The organism is Serratia sp. 14-2641 (genome assembly GCF_001692375.1).
Classification (GTDB): domain Bacteria; phylum Pseudomonadota; class Gammaproteobacteria; order Enterobacterales; family Enterobacteriaceae; genus Chania; species Chania fonticola_C.
In genome coordinates, this window is sequence record NZ_LXKR01000066.1 from 230334 (window position 1) to 248064 (window position 17731).

The following is a 17731-nucleotide window of genomic DNA, read 5'->3' on the forward strand; positions in this document are numbered from 1 at the left end:
TTAAAGAAAATCGAGACGTTTGGGGTTTAATTATGGATCAATTCCTGCCTTTTTCACGCCCGGCAATTGGGGATGAAGAGATTGCGGCGGTAGAAAAGGTATTGCGTTCCGGCTGGATCACCACCGGACCGCAAAATCAGCAGTTGGAAAGTGAGTTTTGCCGAACCTTCGGCTGCAAGCATGCGGTTGCCGTCTGCTCTGCAACGGCGGGGATGCACATTACCCTTATGGCTCTGGATATCGGGCCAGGGGATGAAGTCATTACCCCCTCTCAAACCTGGGTTTCCACCCTTAATATGATCGAATTGCTTGGCGCTACGCCGGTGATGATCGATGTTGACCGTGACACGCTAATGGTCAGCGCAGCCGATGTTGAGGCGGCCATCACCCCACGTACCAAAGCGATTATTCCCGTTCACTATGCGGGCGCACCATTACCGATGGATGAACTGCGTGCAGTGGCTCAACGCCACAATCTTCCCCTGATTGAAGATGCAGCTCACGCCGTGGGCACCCGTTTCAATGGTGAATGGGTGGGCGCACGGGGCACTGCCATTTTCTCTTTCCACGCCATCAAAAACCTGACCTGTGCGGAAGGTGGCCTGATCGCGACCGATGACGATCAACTGGCCGATCGCGTCCGCTGCCTGAAGTTCCACGGCTTGGGCGTCGACGCTTTTGACCGCCAACTCCAGGGGCGTAAGCCGCAGGCAGAAGTGGTTGAACCTGGCTACAAATACAACCTGTCAGATATTCATGCGGCGATCGCTGTGGTGCAGTTGGCGCGTTTGCCAGAACTGAACGCCCGGCGCAAGGTGCTGGCGGAACGTTACCTGGCCGCGCTGCAAGATTCACCTTTCCAGCCGTTGGGGTTACCAGATTATCCGCACGATCACGCCTGGCACCTGTTTATGGTGCGCGTTGATGAACAACGTTGCGGCATTGGGCGAGATCAACTGATGGAACGGCTGAAAGAAGTTGGGGTCGGTACCGGTCTGCATTTCCGCGCCGCCCATACGCAAAAATTCTACCGTGAACGTTACCCACAGCTGTCACTGCCCAATACCGAATGGAACTCGGCACGCCTGTGCACTTTACCGCTGTTCCCAGATATGACCGAAGCTGATGTCGATCGCGTGATCAATGCCTTGTCTTCCGTATTGGAGTCTTCCCGTGTCTCGCGTTGAACCTATTAGCAAAGTTTCGGTGGTGATCCCGGTGTACAACGAGCAGGAAAGTTTACCTGCCTTGTTGGAGCGCACCACTGCCGCCTGTAAACAACTATTGCAACCTTATGAAATTATTCTGATTGACGATGGCAGCAGCGACAACTCTGCCGCCATGCTAACCGCCGCGGCGGAACAACCAGGCAGTTGCATTATTGCCGTGCTGCTGAACCGTAACTACGGCCAGCATTCCGCCATCATGGCGGGTTTCAATCAGGTCAGCGGCGATCTGGTGATCACCCTGGATGCCGATCTGCAAAACCCACCGGAGGAAATCCCCCGCCTAGTCAGCGTCGCGGAAGAGGGTTATGACGTGGTGGGTACCGTGCGTGCCAACCGTCAGGACTCCTGGTTCCGCAAGACGGCCTCCCGCATGATCAATATGATGATCCAGCGCGCGACCGGTAAATCCATGGGTGACTATGGATGCATGCTGCGTGCCTATCGCCGCCATATCATCGAAGCGATGCTGCACTGCCATGAGCGCAGTACCTTTATTCCGATCCTGGCCAACACCTTTGCTCGCCGTACCACGGAGATCGAGGTGCGTCACGCTGAACGCGAGTTCGGTGACTCCAAATATAGCCTGATGAAGCTGATCAACCTGATGTATGACCTGATCACCTGCCTGACCACTACGCCGCTGCGTCTGCTCAGCGTGGTAGGCAGCGTGATTGCGCTGTCAGGCTTCGTGCTGGCGGTGTTGTTGATCGTGCTGCGCTTGGTCCTGGGGCCGGAATGGGCGGCAGGCGGAGTGTTCACGCTGTTTGCGGTGTTATTCACCTTTATCGGTGCACAGTTTGTCGGTATGGGATTGTTAGGGGAGTACATCGGCCGGATTTATAACGACGTCCGTGCTCGTCCCCGCTATTTTGTCCAGAAAGTGGTCGGTGCAAAACCAACCCAAAATAATCAGGAAGAAGAATGATGAAAGCTATTGTATTTGCTTACCATGACATCGGCTGCGCAGGCTTGAAAGCGCTGACAGAAGCGGGCTATGACGTACAGGCCGTATTTACCCATACCGATGATCCAGGTGAAAACAACTTCTTCTCTTCCGTTGCTCGCCAGGGTGCCGAACTGGAGCTGCCGGTGTATGCGCCGGAAGATGTCAATCATCCGCTGTGGGTGGAGCGTATCCGTGAGCTGCAGCCGGATATCATTTTCTCTTTCTACTACCGCAATATGTTGAGCGATGAGATCCTTTCTCTGGCTCCAAAAGGTGGTTTTAACCTGCATGGTTCACTGTTGCCACGCTACCGTGGCCGCGCGCCGATCAACTGGGCGCTGGTGAACGGCGAAACCGAAACCGGTGCCACGCTGCACAAGATGGTCAAACGTCCGGATGCCGGCGATATCGTTGGTCAGCATAAAGTGGCGATTTCCGAGCAGGACACTGCGCTGACGCTGCACAAAAAAGTGTTGGAAGCGGCGCAGATCGTCTTGAAAGAACAACTGCCGAAACTGAAAAACGGTACGGCCAGCCTGACGGTACAAAACGAAGCGGATGCCAGCTATTTTGGCCGCCGTACCGCTGCCGACGGTGAGATCCAGTGGCACAAATCTGCCCGTGAAATCAACAACCTGGTGCGTGCTGTCACCGAACCTTATCCGGGCGCCTTCAGCTATCTGGGCCAGCGCAAGGTGATTGTTTGGCGCGCACGTGTGCTGGATACCGCGCATGATAAGCAGCCTGGTACGGTGCTGAGCACCACCCCACTGGTGATTGCCTGTGGTGAAGGGGCGCTGGAAATCGTGGCTGGCCAGAGCGAGTCTGGTTTGTATGTGCAAGGCAACCGCCTGGCAGCGGAAATGGGCATGGTGAGCGATGTACGTCTGGCTGCCAAGCCAAGCTCGGTGATGAAGCGCCGGACCCGCGTGCTGATCCTGGGAGTTAACGGCTTTATCGGCAACCATCTCACCGAACGCCTGCTGCGCGAAGATCGTTACGATATCTATGGCCTGGATATCGGCTCTGATGCAATCAGCCGTTTCCTGGATAACCCGCGCTTCCACTTTGTGGAAGGGGATATCAGCATTCATTCCGAGTGGATCGAATATCACATCAAGAAGTGCGACGTGGTATTGCCGCTGGTGGCGATCGCCACACCGATCGAATACACCCGTAATCCACTGCGCGTGTTCGAGCTGGATTTCGAAGAAAACCTGAAAATCGTTCGCGACTGTGTGAAATACAACAAACGCATCATCTTCCCGTCCACTTCAGAAGTTTATGGCATGTGTGACGATAAAGAGTTTGATGAGGACACCTCGCGCCTGATTGTCGGGCCAATCAATAAACAGCGCTGGATCTACTCGGTTTCCAAACAGCTGTTGGACCGCGTTATCTGGGCGTATGGGGCCAAAGAAGGCCTGAAGTTCACGCTGTTCCGTCCGTTTAACTGGATGGGGCCACGCCTGGACAACCTGGATGCGGCGCGTATCGGCTCATCGCGCGCGATCACCCAGTTGATCCTGAACCTGGTTGAAGGCTCACCGATCAAGCTGGTGGACGGTGGGGCGCAGAAGCGTTGCTTTACCGATATCAACGACGGTATTGAAGCGCTGTATCGCATTATTGAAAACCGCGATGGCCAATGCGATGGTCAGATCGTCAACATCGGCAACCCGACCAACGAAGCCAGTATTCGTGAGTTGGCGGAAATGTTGCTGGCCAGCTTCAATGAGCATCCGCTGCGCGGCAATTTCCCGCCGTTTGCCGGTTTCAAGGACGTGGAAAGCAGCAGCTACTATGGTAAAGGGTATCAGGACGTTGAGCACCGTACGCCAAGTATCAAGAACGCGCGCCGCCTGCTGGGCTGGCAGCCGACGATCGCCATGCAGCAAACCGTTGCCGAGACGCTGGACTACTTCCTGCGTACCACGGTAAAGGAAGGTGATGGTGCATGAGGAAGGTCGGCCTGCGAGTTGATGTAGACACCTTTAGCGGTACCCGTGAAGGGGTGCCGCGCCTGCTGGAGCTGTTTGCCAAGTACGATATTCAGGCCAGCTTCTTCTTCAGCGTCGGGCCGGACAACATGGGGCGCCACTTGTGGCGCCTGCTTCGACCCCAATTCCTGCTGAAAATGCTGCGTTCCAAGGCCGCCTCCTTGTATGGCTGGGATATCCTGCTGGCGGGGACCGCGTGGCCTGGGAGGAATATTTCCCGATCTTTGGGGCCGTTGATGAAGCGCACGCTGGAGATGGGCCACGAAGTGGGTTTGCACGCCTGGGATCATCAAGGGTGGCAGGCCAAGGTGGGGAAGTGGTCCAAACCCGAGTTGATGCGCCAGGTTCAGTTGGGTGTTGATGCGCTGGAAAACGCGATCGGTCAACCGGTCCGATTTTCGGCGGTGGCGGGGTGGCGTGCCGATCAGCGCGTCGTGGAGGTTAAGCAAGATTTTGGTTTCGAGTACAACAGCGATTGCCGGGGTACCCATCCGTTTCGTCCGCTATTAGAGAACGGCCAGCCGGGCACGGTGCAAATCCCCGTTACGCTCCCTACTTTTGACGAGGTGATTGGCCGCGAAACCAGCATGGCGGATTTCAATGATTATATTTTGCGAGCGATAGAAAACGATCGTGGGGTGCCGGTGTACACCATACATACCGAGGTGGAAGGTATGTCGCAGTCGGCCATGTTCGAACAGTTGTTACAGCGTGCAAAACAGCAAGGCATCGAGTTCTGCCCGTTGAGCGCATTGCTGCCCCAAGACGTGTCATCATTGCCGCTAGGCCGCATTACACGCGCGCCATTTCCTGGCCGAGAAGGCTGGTTGGGTTATCAAACCGAAGTTGGGGGAGAAAAGGTTTCATGAAAGCGTTGAAAGGATCCTGGGCCATCGTATTGGCCATTTTTTTTGCCCTGGTGTATCTGTTGCCGGTGAATGGGCGGTTACTGTGGCAGCCGGATGAAACCCGCTACGCCGAAATTAGCCGTGAAATGCTGGCACGCGGAGATTGGGTCGTGCCTAACCTGCTCGGCCTGCGCTATTTTGAAAAGCCGGTTGCCGGTTACTGGTTTAACAACATTAGCCAGTGGTTGTTCGGCGATAGCAACTTTGCCGTGCGCTTTGGCTCGATATTCAGCACTGGCCTGACCGCCTTGCTGGTCTTTGCTCTGGCCTGGCTGATGTGGAAAAATGCGCGTCGTGCCAGCCTGGCAGTGCTGATTTTCCTGTCGATGGTTCTGGTATTCAGTATTGGCACTTACAGCGTGCTCGATCCGATGATCTCGTTGTGGCTGACGGCAGCCATGGTCAGCTATTACCTGACGCTGAAAGCCACCACCGCCAAAGGTAAGCTGGGAGGCTATGTGTTGCTCGGGCTGGCCTGTGGCATGGGCTTTATGACCAAAGGATTTCTGGCGCTGGCGGTGCCGGTGATTGCCGTTATTCCCATTGTTATTCAGCAGCGTAAGGTCAAAGATCTGTTCTGCTATGGGCCAGTGGCGATCGTGGTTGCGGTACTGCTTAGCCTGCCGTGGGCTCTGGCGGTGGCCCAACGCGAGCCGGACTATTGGAACTACTTCTTCTGGGTGGAGCATATTCAGCGCTTTGCCGAAGACAATGCCCAGCATAAGGCCCCCTTCTGGTTTTACCTGCCGATCCTGATCGCTGCGGTACTGCCGTGGTTGGGGCTATTGCCAGGTTCCCTGCTCAAGGGATGGCGTGAGCGAGTGCAGCGCCCGGAGCTGTTTTTCCTGTTGAGCTGGGTGGTGATGCCGCTGATCTTCTTCAGCATCGCCAAAGGCAAGCTGCCTACCTATATTCTGCCTTGCATGGCGCCGTTGGCACTGCTGATGGCGGCTTACGCCGAGGATTGCGCGGGGCAGTTACGTACTCGGGTATTCAAGATGAATGCCGTGCTAAATGGCCTGTTTGGTCTGATTGGCATTATCGCGTTGTTGCTCATCGGCTCCGGTGTGTTACCTAAAGTGCATCTGTTTACCGCCGATGAGTGGCCGAAAATCGTACTCGGTCTGATTGCCTTTGGTGGTTGGTTACTGTTTGCCGTGATTTCCGCTCGTGATAACGCGAAACGCTGGACCTGGGCGGCCGCCTGCCCGCTGCTGCTTTGTCTGTTGATCGGCTACGCTATTCCACAGCAGGTAATTGACTCCAAGCAGCCGCAAAACTTCATTCGTGACAATATCGCCACGCTCAGCCAGAGCCAGTTTGTGTTAGCCGATCGCGTGGGTATCGCCGCTGGCCTGGCCTGGGAACTGAAACGCAGCGATGTGCTGATGTACGGTGAAAAAGGCGAGCTCACTTATGGCTTGGCGTATCCCGATGCACGTGGCCACTATATCGGCGAAGAAGATTTTGCTGGTTGGTTGGCTCAGGCTCGTAAACAGGGGGATGTGTCACTGGTAATGCAACTCTCCCGTGGTGAGCACGTGCCGACAGATTTGCCACCGCCAGACAGCGTGGTCGAGATGCATCGTATGGCATTGGTATGGTATAAGCAGCAACCATGATGGCGTATTTATTGGTGATCCTGGTTAGCCTGTTCACCTGTGCGGGGCAGCTGTGTCAGAAACAGGCTGCCCTTACCTGGCAACAGGTTAGTGATCGGCGGCGGTTTTTAACGCTGCGCTGGTTGGCGCTGGCGGTGCTGCTATTGGGGCTGGGCATGCTGGTGTGGCTAAATGTGTTGCAGCGCTTGCCGCTCAGCCTGGCCTATCCGATGCTGAGCCTCAATTTTGTCCTGGTGACGTTGGCGGCGCGCTGGTTGTTTAACGAGCCGACCACGGTGCGTCACTGGTGCGGCGTGGCGTCGATCATGCTGGGGATCCTGCTGATGAGTCTGCAATCATGAAAGGTTATCTTTGGGGCGCGGGTAGCGTTCTGTTAGTGACGTTGGCCCAGTTGCTGATGAAATGGGGCATGGGACAAATCCCGCTGTTGTCCTTTGCCGATGTTACCTGGCCGTTACTCAACCAGTATGGAATGGCCTTGATAGCGGTGGTCGTTGGCATCTTCGGCTATGCATTATCAATGCTGTGCTGGTTCTTCGCGCTGAATTATCTGCCACTGAACCGGGCTTATCCGTTGTTGAGCGTCAGTTATGCGCTGGTTTACCTAGCGGCGGTGATCCTGCCCTGGTTTAATGAGTCTGCCACCTTGCTCAAAACGTTGGGGACGCTGTTTATTCTGTTTGGCGTCTGGTTGATTAATAGCCATCGGGGGGTAAAAAACCGCTAATAGCGGAAAAAACGCTGTCGATTCGAATATCTCATGGACAAAACTTGCCTTTTTATTATCTTGAGCGATAAATTAATGCCAAACAGCATTCTCCTTACCTGGGGTGGCGTGGTGAAATATCGCAGGCGGTTGATCCGCTTCGGTGTTCAAGTGAAAGGTAAAATGCGATGCGTGTGTGGTTTCTATTAGCCAGTTTAATTCTCGCCGGTTGCAGCAGCCATGCGCCGCCGCCGAGTGGCCGTTTGTCCGATTCCATCGTGGTGGTAGCGCAATTGAACGAGCAACTGCGTCAATGGTATGGCACCCCGTATCGCTATGGCGGGCTAGATCGCGGCGGTGTCGACTGTTCCGGCTTTGTCTATCGCACCTTTAGCGATCGTTTTGATATGCAATTACCGCGCTCCACGGCGCAGCAAACCGGGCTGGGGACCAAAGTCTCGCGCGACGAGCTGATGCCAGGCGATCTGGTGTTCTTTAAAACCGGCAGCGGAGAGAATGGCCTGCATGTGGGGATCTACGATACCAACGACGAGTTTATTCATGCTTCTACCAGCAAAGGCGTGACGCGTTCCTCACTCAACAACGTTTACTGGCGCAAGGTGTACTGGCAGGCGCGCCGGATTTAACGCCCCAAACCCCCTATCTGGTGTATTATGGCAGCACTGCATGATGAGGTGACTGCCATGAATTCCTTACGTTTATTGATTTCCGATTCCTACGATCCCTGGTTTAATCTGGCGGTAGAAGAGTGCATCTTCCGCGAAATGACCACGCAAAAAATCCTCTTCCTGTGGCGTAATGCCGAAACCGTGGTGATTGGCCAGTCGCAGAACCCGTGGAAAGAGTGCAATACCCGGCGGATGGAGCAGGATGGCATTCGTCTGGCACGGCGCAGCAGCGGCGGCGGGGCAGTGTTTCACGATCTGGGCAATACCTGCTTTACCTTTATGGCCGGTAAGCCCGGCTACGATAAAACCGTTTCTACCGGCATTATTCTGGCGGCGCTAAAACAGCTAGGTGTTGATGCTTCGGCTTCCGGGCGTAACGATCTGGTGGTTGAAACGTCCAACGGAGTGCGCAAAATCTCCGGTTCAGCCTACCGCGAAACCCAGGATCGTGGCTTTCATCACGGTACGCTGCTGTTGAATGCCGATCTCAATCGCCTGGCGGATTATCTCAATCCCGATCCGAAAAAACTGCAGGCGAAAGGCATCACTTCTGTACGTTCCAGGGTCGCTAACCTGGCCGAGTTTGTGCCCGAAATCGTCCATCAGCAGGTTTGTGACGCCGTTATTCAGGCTTTCTTCGCCCATTATGGTGAAACGGCACAGCCGGAAGTGATCTCCCCGGATGTCTTCCCGGACCTGCCTGATTTTGCCCAGCAATTTGCCAAGCAGAGCAGTTGGGAATGGAATTTTGGCAAAGCACCAGCGTTTAGCCACTTGCTGAATGAACGATTTACCTGGGGTGGGGTAGATATCTTTTTTGACGTCGAGAAGGGCGCGATTGTACGCGCGCAGATATTCACCGACAGCCTCAACCCTGCGCCATTACAGACTTTGGCCGAAAAGCTGGTGGGATGTGCCTATCGCAGCGAGGCGTTGGCAGACTGTTGTGCACAGCTGGTAGCGCAATATCCACAGCAGGAGAACGAGCTTAGTGAGTTGCAGCGTTGGTTGTTGGAAACCATTAAGTAGTGCTGTGTGGTAAATAAGTTAGGAATTTTATTAATGAAATCAGGTGGTCGCCGCATCACCTGATCGTTGAACATAAAAATAATTCACACATTGCGTAAAGCTTTTAATTTGTAACGATAGATGCCGCAAATATAATTATCGCACCTGACTGCCTGAGCAAAAAAACATCGTTAAAGCTATCAATTACTTGGCAACGCCTAGCTAATCACATTACTATTTATGAACTATCCCTGAGGGATTGATCGGTATAACTTATTGTTATACGATGGTTTGCACGCCATTAAGCCTCTGGCCTTAAAATGAATATTCAATCTGACGTTGATTTTATTAGTCAGTACGTCTTCCTGCCGATTTACGCCATGACGGGAAGATTGCTGGCGGTGGAACTTCTCACCCGTTTTACTGGCTCGGGCGACAACCTGGCGATGCCTACGGAGATCGGCCTGCGGTTATTAACCCCAGAACAAAGGATTGAGTTATTCAACGATCAACTCACGCTGGCTGAAAAGCACGCGTCATGGTTTGTTGCCAACGGGGTGACATTGACCATTAATATCGAAGAAACGGTTGTCGATTGGCTGCTTGGCAGCGAAACACGTCGTCAACGAGTGCATCAGTTGCCGTTTATTGCTTTTGAAATCAATGAGAGTTTCCCCAACCTTTCCGCAGGGAAAGACAATGGGAAAATACGCTTGTTAAGTGACTACTTTTCGCTGTGGCTCGATGGTTTCGGTTCTGGCAAAGCGACGTTGACCGCGTTGTTCGATGGTTTATTTGATTTTGTGAAGATCGACAAACGCTTTTATTGGCAATTGGTTACCCAACAGGGATATGACCTGGTTATCGATTCACTGCTTAAGAATATCAATCAACTTTGTAAGGGAGTTATTGTTTGCGGCATTGAGAAACATGAGTATTTCAATAAACTGACCAACACCGGTGTTTTAGGGCTACAGGGGTTTTTATGGCCTGCCATCAGTGTGGATAATCTGCGGTCTCTACGCAGGATTGCTGAAGAGTTCGATAATAATAGCTGATTTTTACTTACACACCGGGGTAAATAGTGGACTGGATGATTTTTACCGTGATCCCAGTACTGATAATTATTGTCGCTTTATCATTGATAAAGCACTTTAGCCATGCGCGTAGTAGGTCATTAAAAGACTCACGCCGTCGGCGTTAAATAACCAAGCTAATAGGGCTCACCGCCGCTTTTTAGTCTACCACGCCCCTTCAGGTTATCGGCAAGGGGCGAATCCCTTGTAAATCCTCCGTGTTAATCTGCACCTCCAGGCTCTACACTAAGCGTTACGGAGGGCCTATGCCGCAATTTGAAAATGCTTATTACCAACAGCTGCCCGGTTTTTATACCGCACTGCAGCCGACGCCGCTTAAAGCGGCCCGTTTGCTGTATTACAGCCAGCCGCTGGCTCAGGAACTGGGGTTGGACGCAAGCTGGTTTACCCCAGAGAAAACGCCAATCTGGGCAGGTGAAACCCTGTTACCCGGTATGCAGCCTTTGGCGCAGGTTTACAGCGGCCATCAGTTTGGTTCCTGGGCAGGGCAGTTGGGAGATGGCCGGGGGATCCTGCTGGGCGAACAGCGGCTCGCGGACGGCCGCAGTATGGACTGGCATCTGAAAGGCGCTGGGTTAACGCCGTATTCCCGCATGGGCGATGGGCGGGCAGTGCTGCGCTCGGTGATCCGTGAATTCCTGGCCTCCGAGGCGCTATACCATTTGGGGATCCCGACGACGCGGGCCCTGACAATTGTCACCAGCGAACATCCGGTGTTTCGTGAACAACCGGAGCGCGGGGCAATGCTGCTGCGGGTGGCGGAAAGCCATGTTCGCTTTGGCCATTTCGAACATTTCTATTATCGCAAACAGTCGGAGCAGGTCAGGCAACTGGCGGACTTCGTTATTGCGCGCCATTGGTCGCAATGGGTTGATGAACAAGATCGCTATCTGCTGTGGTTTACCGATGTGGTGGAACGTACCGCACGTATGATTGCCCACTGGCAGTGCGTGGGGTTTGCCCACGGCGTGATGAATACCGACAATATGTCGATCCTCGGCCTGACGATGGATTATGGCCCTTATGGCTTCCTTGATGACTACCGGCCCGATTATATCTGCAATCATTCCGATCATCAGGGCCGTTATGCGTTCGATAACCAACCTGCCGTGGGGTTATGGAACCTGCATCGATTGGCGCAAACGCTATCCGGTTTGCTGAGTGCCGAGCAGTTACAGCAGGCACTGGCCGCCTATGAACCGGCGCTGATGCAAGCTTATGGCGATCAAATGCGTGCCAAACTGGGCTTGTTTACCCAGTCAAAACAGGATAACGATCTGCTGACCGGCTTATTGAGCCTGATGGCGCAAGAGGGACGCGACTACACTCGCACCTTCCGTTTATTGAGCGACGTTGAGCAGCAGCAGTCGCAAACGCCATTGCGTGATGAATTTATCGATCGCGATGCGTTTGACGGCTGGTATCAAAAATATCGCCAGCGCTTACAGCTTGAGCAGGTGAGTGATGCCGAGCGCCAGCAAGCGATGAAGCGGGCAAATCCTAAACTGATTTTGCGTAATTATCTGGCGCAGCAGGCCATCGAAGCGGCAGAGCAGGACGATGTCAGCAAGCTGGCACGTTTGCACCAGGCGTTGCTGCAACCTTTCGCCGACGATGCTCAGTATGACGATCTGGCGGCCTTGCCACCGGATTGGGGCAAGCATCTGGAAATTTCCTGTTCGAGCTAACGGCAGCAAGCCCTCCATGGCTTACCGTTACTGACGTAAAAATACCTGCGGCAGTGCGGTCTCCGGGTGGGTGGCGACACCGAGATCTGCCTGATACCAACGTGTCAGGATATCTGTCTGCAATACCTGCTGCGGGGTACCGGAAGCGACCAGGCGGCCCTGATGCAACAACAGAATACGATCGGCATACAGCGCGGCCAGATTAAGATCGTGCAATACGCAACAGACCGCCAACGGCTGCTGACGCGTCAGGGAGCGCAGCAGGCGTAAGGTATGCTGTTGATGATACAGATCGAGCGCCGAGGTGGGTTCATCAAGGAATAACCAGGATGGTGCGTGTTGCGGTTGCCACAACTGCACCAATACTCTGGCCAGTTGCACCCGCTGCTGTTCCCCGCCGGAAAGCTGGCGGTAATCACGTTGGGCCAGGCTGGCGCAATCGGTCTGCTCCATCACCTGTTGGATCGCCCGTTTGGCATCGCGCCCGCTATGCGGAGAACGCCCCATAGCGATCACTTCCTCCACGGTAAACGGAAAGGCCAGCTCGCTGTGTTGACGCATTACCGCCCGGACCTTGGCCAACTGCTGCGGTTGCCATTGCTCAAGCGGTTTACCTTGCAGGCGGCACTCGCCACAGTCTGCTGCCAGATAACCGGTAAGTAAGCGAAGCAAGGTCGACTTCCCCGCGCCGTTGGGGCCGATAATCGCCACCATTTCACCGCTGGCAATGCTGAGGGAGACATCGGTGATCAGCCTGCGATCCCCCAGGTTGTAACGCAATTGCCGTGCTGTCAGCTTTGATGAATCATCCACCGGTGCGCTCCCGCTGGCGCATCACCAGCCACAGAAAATAGGGACCACCGATCAGGCTGGTCATCAGGCCTACCGGCATTTCTGCCGGAGCGACCAGCGTACGTGCCAGCGTATCGCTCACCAACAGCAGGCAGGCACCGCCGAGGGCAGAGGCTGGCAACAACCAGCGGTGATCGCCCCCAAGCCGCATACGCACCAGGTGGGGTACCACCAGGCCAATAAAGCCGATCACGCCACTCATCGCTACGGCAGCCCCAATCAGCAGAGCGCTCAACAGTAGCAACTGCAGCTTGGCGCGTTGCACATTAACTCCAAGGTAATGTGCTTCTTCATCACCTAGCTGTAGCAGATTCAAACGACGAGCCTGTAACAGCGTCAGCAATGCGGCTGGCAGGATCAGCGAAGCGGACACCACCAGGGTAGGCCACTGTGACTGGCTAAGGCTACCCATCATCCAGAGTGAAAACTGACGTAATTGCTGGTCGCTACTGAGGTACGACAGCACGCCAATCGCCGCCATGCACAGCGCATTGATGGCGATACCCGCCAACAACAGCCGCGACAGGCTGCCGTGCCCGCTGCGGCTGATGCCGTAGATCAGTATCGAAACCAGCAGGCTGCCAAGAAACGCCGCCAGCATATGGCTGTATAGCGCGATGAGCGGGGGCAGGGCCAGCGGCATGACGATCACCAGGGCGACGAACAGTGCGCCGCCGCTGCTGATCCCCAACAGGCTGGGATCGGCCAAGGGGTTGCGGAACAGCCCCTGCATCACCGCGCCGGAAACCGCCAACGCGCAACCGATCACTACGGCCAATAGCACGCGAGGCAGGCGTATATTCAGCCAGATATGCCAGGAGGCATCGCTGAGAGGAGCCTGCCACAAGGTGCGAAATGATAGTGTCAACGCCCCCAGGTTAGCGGCCCCAAGCACCAGGATCGTCAGCAGGATCAGCAGGCTGCCGATCGCCAGGCGGGGTGAGGTTCGGCAACGCATTACTTTTGCTCCGCCGCTTTACGCAACAGGCCCAGCGCCTGCGGCGTTTCGAGACCAAAACCGAGCAGCGCCATATCATCAACGATCAGCACGCGGCGGTTTTTCCCCGCCGGTGTCAGAGCCATGCCGGGCAACAGCCACAGGTTTTCCTGGCCACCGATGGAGCGAACGCCATCGGTAGTCACCAACAGCAAGTCTGGTGCGCTGGCAATCACGCCCTCTTGCGAGAGCGGGCGGTAACGGCTGAAACCTTGCATCGCGTTTTTCAACCCAGCCGCTCTGATAATGGCATCTGCCGCGGTTTGCTGGCCCGCGGCCATGGGGGTAATACCCCCGTGACTCATCACGAACAGTACTTTCACCGGCAGCGGCGTATTGGCTACCGCTGCCAACTGTTGCTGATAACGTTCAGCCAACTGCTTGCCTTGGCTACTGCGATTGATGGCATCGGCTATCACGCTGATTTTTTCAGGCACCGCCTGCACGGTGGTATCCCCAGGGATACGCACCACCTTCACGCCACTGTCCTCCAATTGCTTGAGCACCAACGCTGGCTCTGCCAACTCGGTAGTCAGGATCAACGTGGGTTTCAGCGCCAGAATACCTTCGGCATTCAGCTGGCGCATATAGCCTACGTCGGGCAATTTCTGCACCGCAGCAGGGTGCAAACTGGTACTGTCTCGTGCCACAACCTCATCGCCCGCGCCTAGTGCGAAGGCAATTTCGGTCACGTCACCGCCTATAGAGACAATCCTTTCGGCCGCAACGGCAACCAATGGAAACGCCAGCGCAACACACAGCGCCAGGCGACGGGCCAATGAAGCTTTCATGCGGCGACTTCCTTCGGTTCAAGTGCAGCAACCTGTTCACGCCACTGCAACTGCTCCGGTTGGCCTTCGGTACGTTGCCCGTAGAGTTGGGCGATCTGGGTGCCATCGGCGGCAAATAGCTCCAGGCTGGTGACCATGCCATCTTTGGTTGGTTTGCGTGTGATCCAGCTTTCGGCGATCGCCCCTTCAATCAGGTGCAGCGTAAAGTGGCGGTTGAAGATGTTGACCCAGCCGTCCTGCGGCATCAGACGTTCGATCTGGCCGGTAAAGATCTGCACGCAGCCCCGGTTGCCGACGAAGATCATGATTTCGTTTTGCGCAGACTTGGCGGCTTCCAGGATCTCCGCCAGCGCGCTGTTGTCCACGCGATAGGCCAGATCGTTTCCCACGGCACGGAAGGCCTGTTGGCGGGTCAGATTATTGCGGCTCAGTAGTTGGAAGAACTGGTGGACGTCGGTCATGGCCCGCCAGTCGGCATCGATTTTGGCGGTATCTGGCGCGCTGTTACTCTCTTTAATCTCGGCCGGTTGCAGCTCCAGTGCCGGGTTTTCCGCAATCTGATGGCGTTCGACCAGGGCGAACCAGGCGGTGAGGTCGGTTTCGTCGGTGGTGTAGACCTTATGCAGCGCGTCACCTTGATGATCAAAGAACTGGATGCTGTGGCGCACGCCACGCTTGTTGGTTTCACTCAGGGCAAAAACGCTGGCCCATTGGTTGAGGAACAGGCGCAGATCCAGCTCGCGCGGGTTGAGGATCAGCCCGGCATGGCCATTGAGGTGCTGATTCTGATAACGCCCAACCTGTTCGTGTACCGCATAGCTGTTACGCGTGATGGACTTGGTGACGCCGACCTGTTCCAGTTCGGTCAGCAGCGTACGGGCATCGGCCTGCAGGCGACGAGCATCGTGGCCTACGCGGGCGTGGGTCAGTTCGGCTTCGCTGATACCCAACAGCTCGGCCAGATCGCGGGCATATTTACCTGGGTGATCAATTTTCGCCTGCTCATAACGTTGGTATAGGGTCTCGCTCATTAATTTGTTTCCTGTTTTTGTGGGTGAGGAGCGGGCAAAAACGGCCTGCCCGCTGTGGTTCAATGGGTTACCACTGATAGCTGACCAGCAGTTTGGCGTTACGACCATCCTGCGGAATGCCCTGTGGTGAGTAATATTCTTTATCGAAGGCGTTCCCCAGGACCACGGTAGTGGTGACGCCCTGCAGGTCTTCGCGGCCTTTATAGCTTAGGTAGAAATCGTTCACGCCATACCCGGCCTGTTTGGTGTAGCCGGTAGCCACGTTATGCGCACTCTGGGCAAAGGTTCCGACCCAGCCGGTGGATAAACCGGTCTCGGCAATAGGAATATCCAACACGCTGGTGACCGTATCCGGGTTGACACTGGGGAGCCAGTCACCCGTAGTTTCATCTTTACCACGTGTGCGGTTGTAGGCCAGATCCAAACCGAACCACCGGGTTTTATAGTTCAGCGAGGTATCCCATCCCCAAATCTTGGCGCGATCGATATTGGTTGAGAAGGTGGTACAGCTGATGCAGTACATACCGCGTGGGCCACGGCCTAACTCCATGGTGACACCGGTAGTAATATAATCTCTGGCTTTGGTATCGAAGTAGCTGGCCTTGAATTGCAGGGTGTCATCGGCCATTAACAGATCGTCAAAGCGTAAGCCGAAGCCGTATTCCTGCGTGGCGTTGGTTTCTGGCTTCAGATTCGGGTTAGGTACCCAATAGTTGGTGATCGTGGTTGGCCCCATCGGGATCGAGAAGTGCTTGGAGTCGTTGTACATCTCACCCATGGTCGGTGCGCGGAATGCCTGAGCATAAGAGGCGAACATCATCAACCAATCAGTAGGGGTAACGCTCATCGCACCACGGGATGACCACTTGTTAGCGTTGACGTCGTCATAACCGTCGCTAGAGCCTTTGAAATTGTCATAACGCGTCCCGGCAAGGAAAGAGACGGGCAGGTCACGTAGTGTGATCTCATCTTGCAGCCAGCCGGAAGCGAAGTTGATCTTGGCCTGCGGGAAGCTCTCTGTTGCGCCCCCCGGCGTCTGTTCCTGCCGATAGGCTTCGCTACCATAGGTAAACAGGTGCGAAGCGAAGCTGTCGGCGAACAGGCGGGTACGGTTTTCCAGCTTGCCACCTTTGGTGGTTTGTTTGCGAGCTTCATCCGTGCTGCCGTCCGTATGCGCATTGATCTCTACTTCGGAGTAATAAATCTTGGCATCGGCATCCAGCCAATCTTGGCCTGTAGGTTTGAGCTTATAACCGAGTTGTGCGTCGCGCTGAATCGTAGAACGGTCAGTTAACACATTGCTGCTCGAAACATCAGGCGTTTGCGGGTTCTTAGGTTCTTGTGCCCGGTTGTTGTAATAGCGCAGATTACCGCTCAGGGACTGGTTGTCATCAATGGCCCAGGTGCCTTTGGCCAAAATGTTGCTGATGGTTTCATCATTCGGCGCATTAAAGCCATCGCCCTGGCGAATATTGCCAATATCCCGGGTACCGAAAGAGATCAGACCATCGAGATCGTCAGTTTTACCGTAAGCGCTGGCGCCCATGCCAAGGCTATGATCGCCGGTAGCAGCAGTGCCGAAGACGCGGTAGCCGGAGTTATGGCCGGGCAACAGCAGATCGGCGGCATCCACCGTTTCATAGGAGATAACCCCACCTAATGCGCCACTGCCGTACAACAGTGCCGATGGGCCACGCACGACTTCAATACGTTTTACCAATCCAGGATCCAGGAAGGTGCCATTGATATGGCCGGTATCGGTTCCCTGACGAATACCATCAACCAGGATCAGCACGCCACGGCGCTCGTAACCCCGCATCATGATGTCTTGCCCATTGCTCCGGCCAGTACCGGTTACGGTAACCCCAGGTACATGACGCAACATATCGCCGGCGGTGGTGGCGGTTTGGCTCTGAGGGCTGTTGCCGTCGATCACCGTCACCATCATCGGCGCTTCAAAACTGCTGCGCTGATTACCGGTGGCGACCACGGTCATGGCCTCATCTCTGTTTTTTTCTTGTGCCTTGGTGGCAGCGGAAACACTGGTGTCGGTCTGAGCAAAAACCACCGTAGGCAAAGCGCAGGCAATGGCCAGGCTTAATGCGGATAAACGCAGCCGGGAGGTAAAAATGGCAGGCATGTGCAACTCTCCGTATGACTCAACATA

The 17731-nt window shown here is 55.1% G+C and carries 16 protein-coding genes; 11 read left to right on the plus strand and 5 right to left on the minus strand.

Going from position 1 to position 17731, the window contains the following annotated elements; genetic code table 11:
- The first annotated feature begins 32 nt into the window (after positions 1-32).
- From arnB to A6U95_RS22420, 11 genes are all read left to right on the plus strand, one after another.
- Positions 33-1187 (plus strand): UDP-4-amino-4-deoxy-L-arabinose aminotransferase, encoded by a 1155-nt coding sequence (gene arnB / locus A6U95_RS22370; RefSeq protein WP_065686081.1) that lies wholly within the window; start codon positions 33-35, stop codon positions 1185-1187.
- The gene (gene arnC / locus A6U95_RS22375) at positions 1174-2154 is read left to right on the plus strand and encodes an undecaprenyl-phosphate 4-deoxy-4-formamido-L-arabinose transferase (RefSeq protein ID WP_065686082.1); all 981 of its coding nucleotides are present in this window, start codon (positions 1174-1176) and stop codon (positions 2152-2154) included. The genes arnB and arnC overlap by 14 nt, the downstream gene beginning before the upstream one ends.
- Complete coding sequence (gene arnA, locus A6U95_RS22380) at positions 2154-4136, plus strand: bifunctional UDP-4-amino-4-deoxy-L-arabinose formyltransferase/UDP-glucuronic acid oxidase ArnA (protein ID WP_065686217.1); 1983 nt, start codon at positions 2154-2156, stop codon at positions 4134-4136. The genes arnC and arnA overlap by 1 nt, the downstream gene beginning before the upstream one ends.
- On the plus strand, positions 4133-5044 hold the full coding sequence (arnD, locus tag A6U95_RS22385) for a 4-deoxy-4-formamido-L-arabinose-phosphoundecaprenol deformylase (RefSeq protein ID WP_065686083.1): 912 nt from the start codon (positions 4133-4135) through the stop codon (positions 5042-5044). Before arnA ends, arnD begins: the two co-directional genes overlap by 4 nt.
- Positions 5041-6705, plus strand: a complete 1665-nt coding sequence (gene arnT, locus A6U95_RS22390; protein ID WP_065686084.1) for a lipid IV(A) 4-amino-4-deoxy-L-arabinosyltransferase — start codon at positions 5041-5043, stop codon at positions 6703-6705. The genes arnD and arnT overlap by 4 nt, the downstream gene beginning before the upstream one ends.
- Positions 6702-7046: a 4-amino-4-deoxy-L-arabinose-phosphoundecaprenol flippase subunit ArnE gene (arnE, locus tag A6U95_RS22395; protein WP_065686085.1), complete on the plus strand. Its 345-nt coding sequence runs from the start codon at positions 6702-6704 to the stop codon at positions 7044-7046. Before arnT ends, arnE begins: the two co-directional genes overlap by 4 nt.
- Positions 7043-7432, plus strand: coding sequence for a 4-amino-4-deoxy-L-arabinose-phosphoundecaprenol flippase subunit ArnF (gene arnF / locus A6U95_RS22400; RefSeq protein ID WP_065686086.1), 390 nt, complete (start codon positions 7043-7045; stop codon positions 7430-7432). Before arnE ends, arnF begins: the two co-directional genes overlap by 4 nt.
- Positions 7433-7599: 167 nt before the next feature.
- The gene (locus tag A6U95_RS22405; protein WP_021178133.1) at positions 7600-8058 is read left to right on the plus strand and encodes an NlpC/P60 family protein; all 459 of its coding nucleotides are present in this window, start codon (positions 7600-7602) and stop codon (positions 8056-8058) included.
- 57 nt (positions 8059-8115) lie between these two features.
- Positions 8116-9129, plus strand: coding sequence for a lipoate--protein ligase A (locus A6U95_RS22410; RefSeq protein ID WP_065686218.1), 1014 nt, complete (start codon positions 8116-8118; stop codon positions 9127-9129).
- 299 nt (positions 9130-9428) lie between these two features.
- Positions 9429-10166, plus strand: a complete 738-nt coding sequence (locus tag A6U95_RS22415) for an EAL domain-containing protein (RefSeq protein WP_065686087.1) — start codon at positions 9429-9431, stop codon at positions 10164-10166.
- Positions 10167-10450: 284 nt separating this feature from the next.
- Positions 10451-11893 carry a YdiU family protein gene (locus tag A6U95_RS22420; RefSeq protein WP_065686088.1) on the plus strand — a complete coding sequence of 481 codons (1443 nt, stop codon included), beginning with the start codon at positions 10451-10453 and terminating at the stop codon, positions 11891-11893.
- 27 nt (positions 11894-11920) lie between these two features.
- On the opposite strand, the gene A6U95_RS22425 is transcribed toward A6U95_RS22420, so the two are convergent.
- The 5 genes from A6U95_RS22425 to A6U95_RS22445 all read right to left on the minus strand — a co-directional run bounded on the left by A6U95_RS22425 (position 11921) and on the right by A6U95_RS22445 (position 17704).
- Entirely contained in the window at positions 11921-12706 is a 786-nt protein-coding gene (locus A6U95_RS22425) for a heme ABC transporter ATP-binding protein (protein WP_065686089.1), read from the minus strand.
- Positions 12699-13703: an iron ABC transporter permease gene (locus A6U95_RS22430; RefSeq protein WP_065686090.1), complete on the minus strand. Its 1005-nt coding sequence runs from the start codon at positions 13701-13703 to the stop codon at positions 12699-12701. Before A6U95_RS22430 ends, A6U95_RS22425 begins: the two co-directional genes overlap by 8 nt.
- Entirely contained in the window at positions 13703-14533 is an 831-nt protein-coding gene (locus A6U95_RS22435) for an ABC transporter substrate-binding protein (RefSeq protein ID WP_065686091.1), read from the minus strand. The genes A6U95_RS22430 and A6U95_RS22435 overlap by 1 nt, the downstream gene beginning before the upstream one ends.
- Positions 14530-15564, minus strand: a complete 1035-nt coding sequence (locus A6U95_RS22440) for a ChuX/HutX family heme-like substrate-binding protein (RefSeq protein WP_065686092.1) — start codon at positions 15562-15564, stop codon at positions 14530-14532. Before A6U95_RS22440 ends, A6U95_RS22435 begins: the two co-directional genes overlap by 4 nt.
- A 67-nt stretch (positions 15565-15631) precedes the next feature.
- Positions 15632-17704, minus strand: a complete 2073-nt coding sequence (locus A6U95_RS22445) for a TonB-dependent hemoglobin/transferrin/lactoferrin family receptor (protein WP_065686093.1) — start codon at positions 17702-17704, stop codon at positions 15632-15634.
- Between the last annotated feature and the right edge of the window lie 27 nt (positions 17705-17731).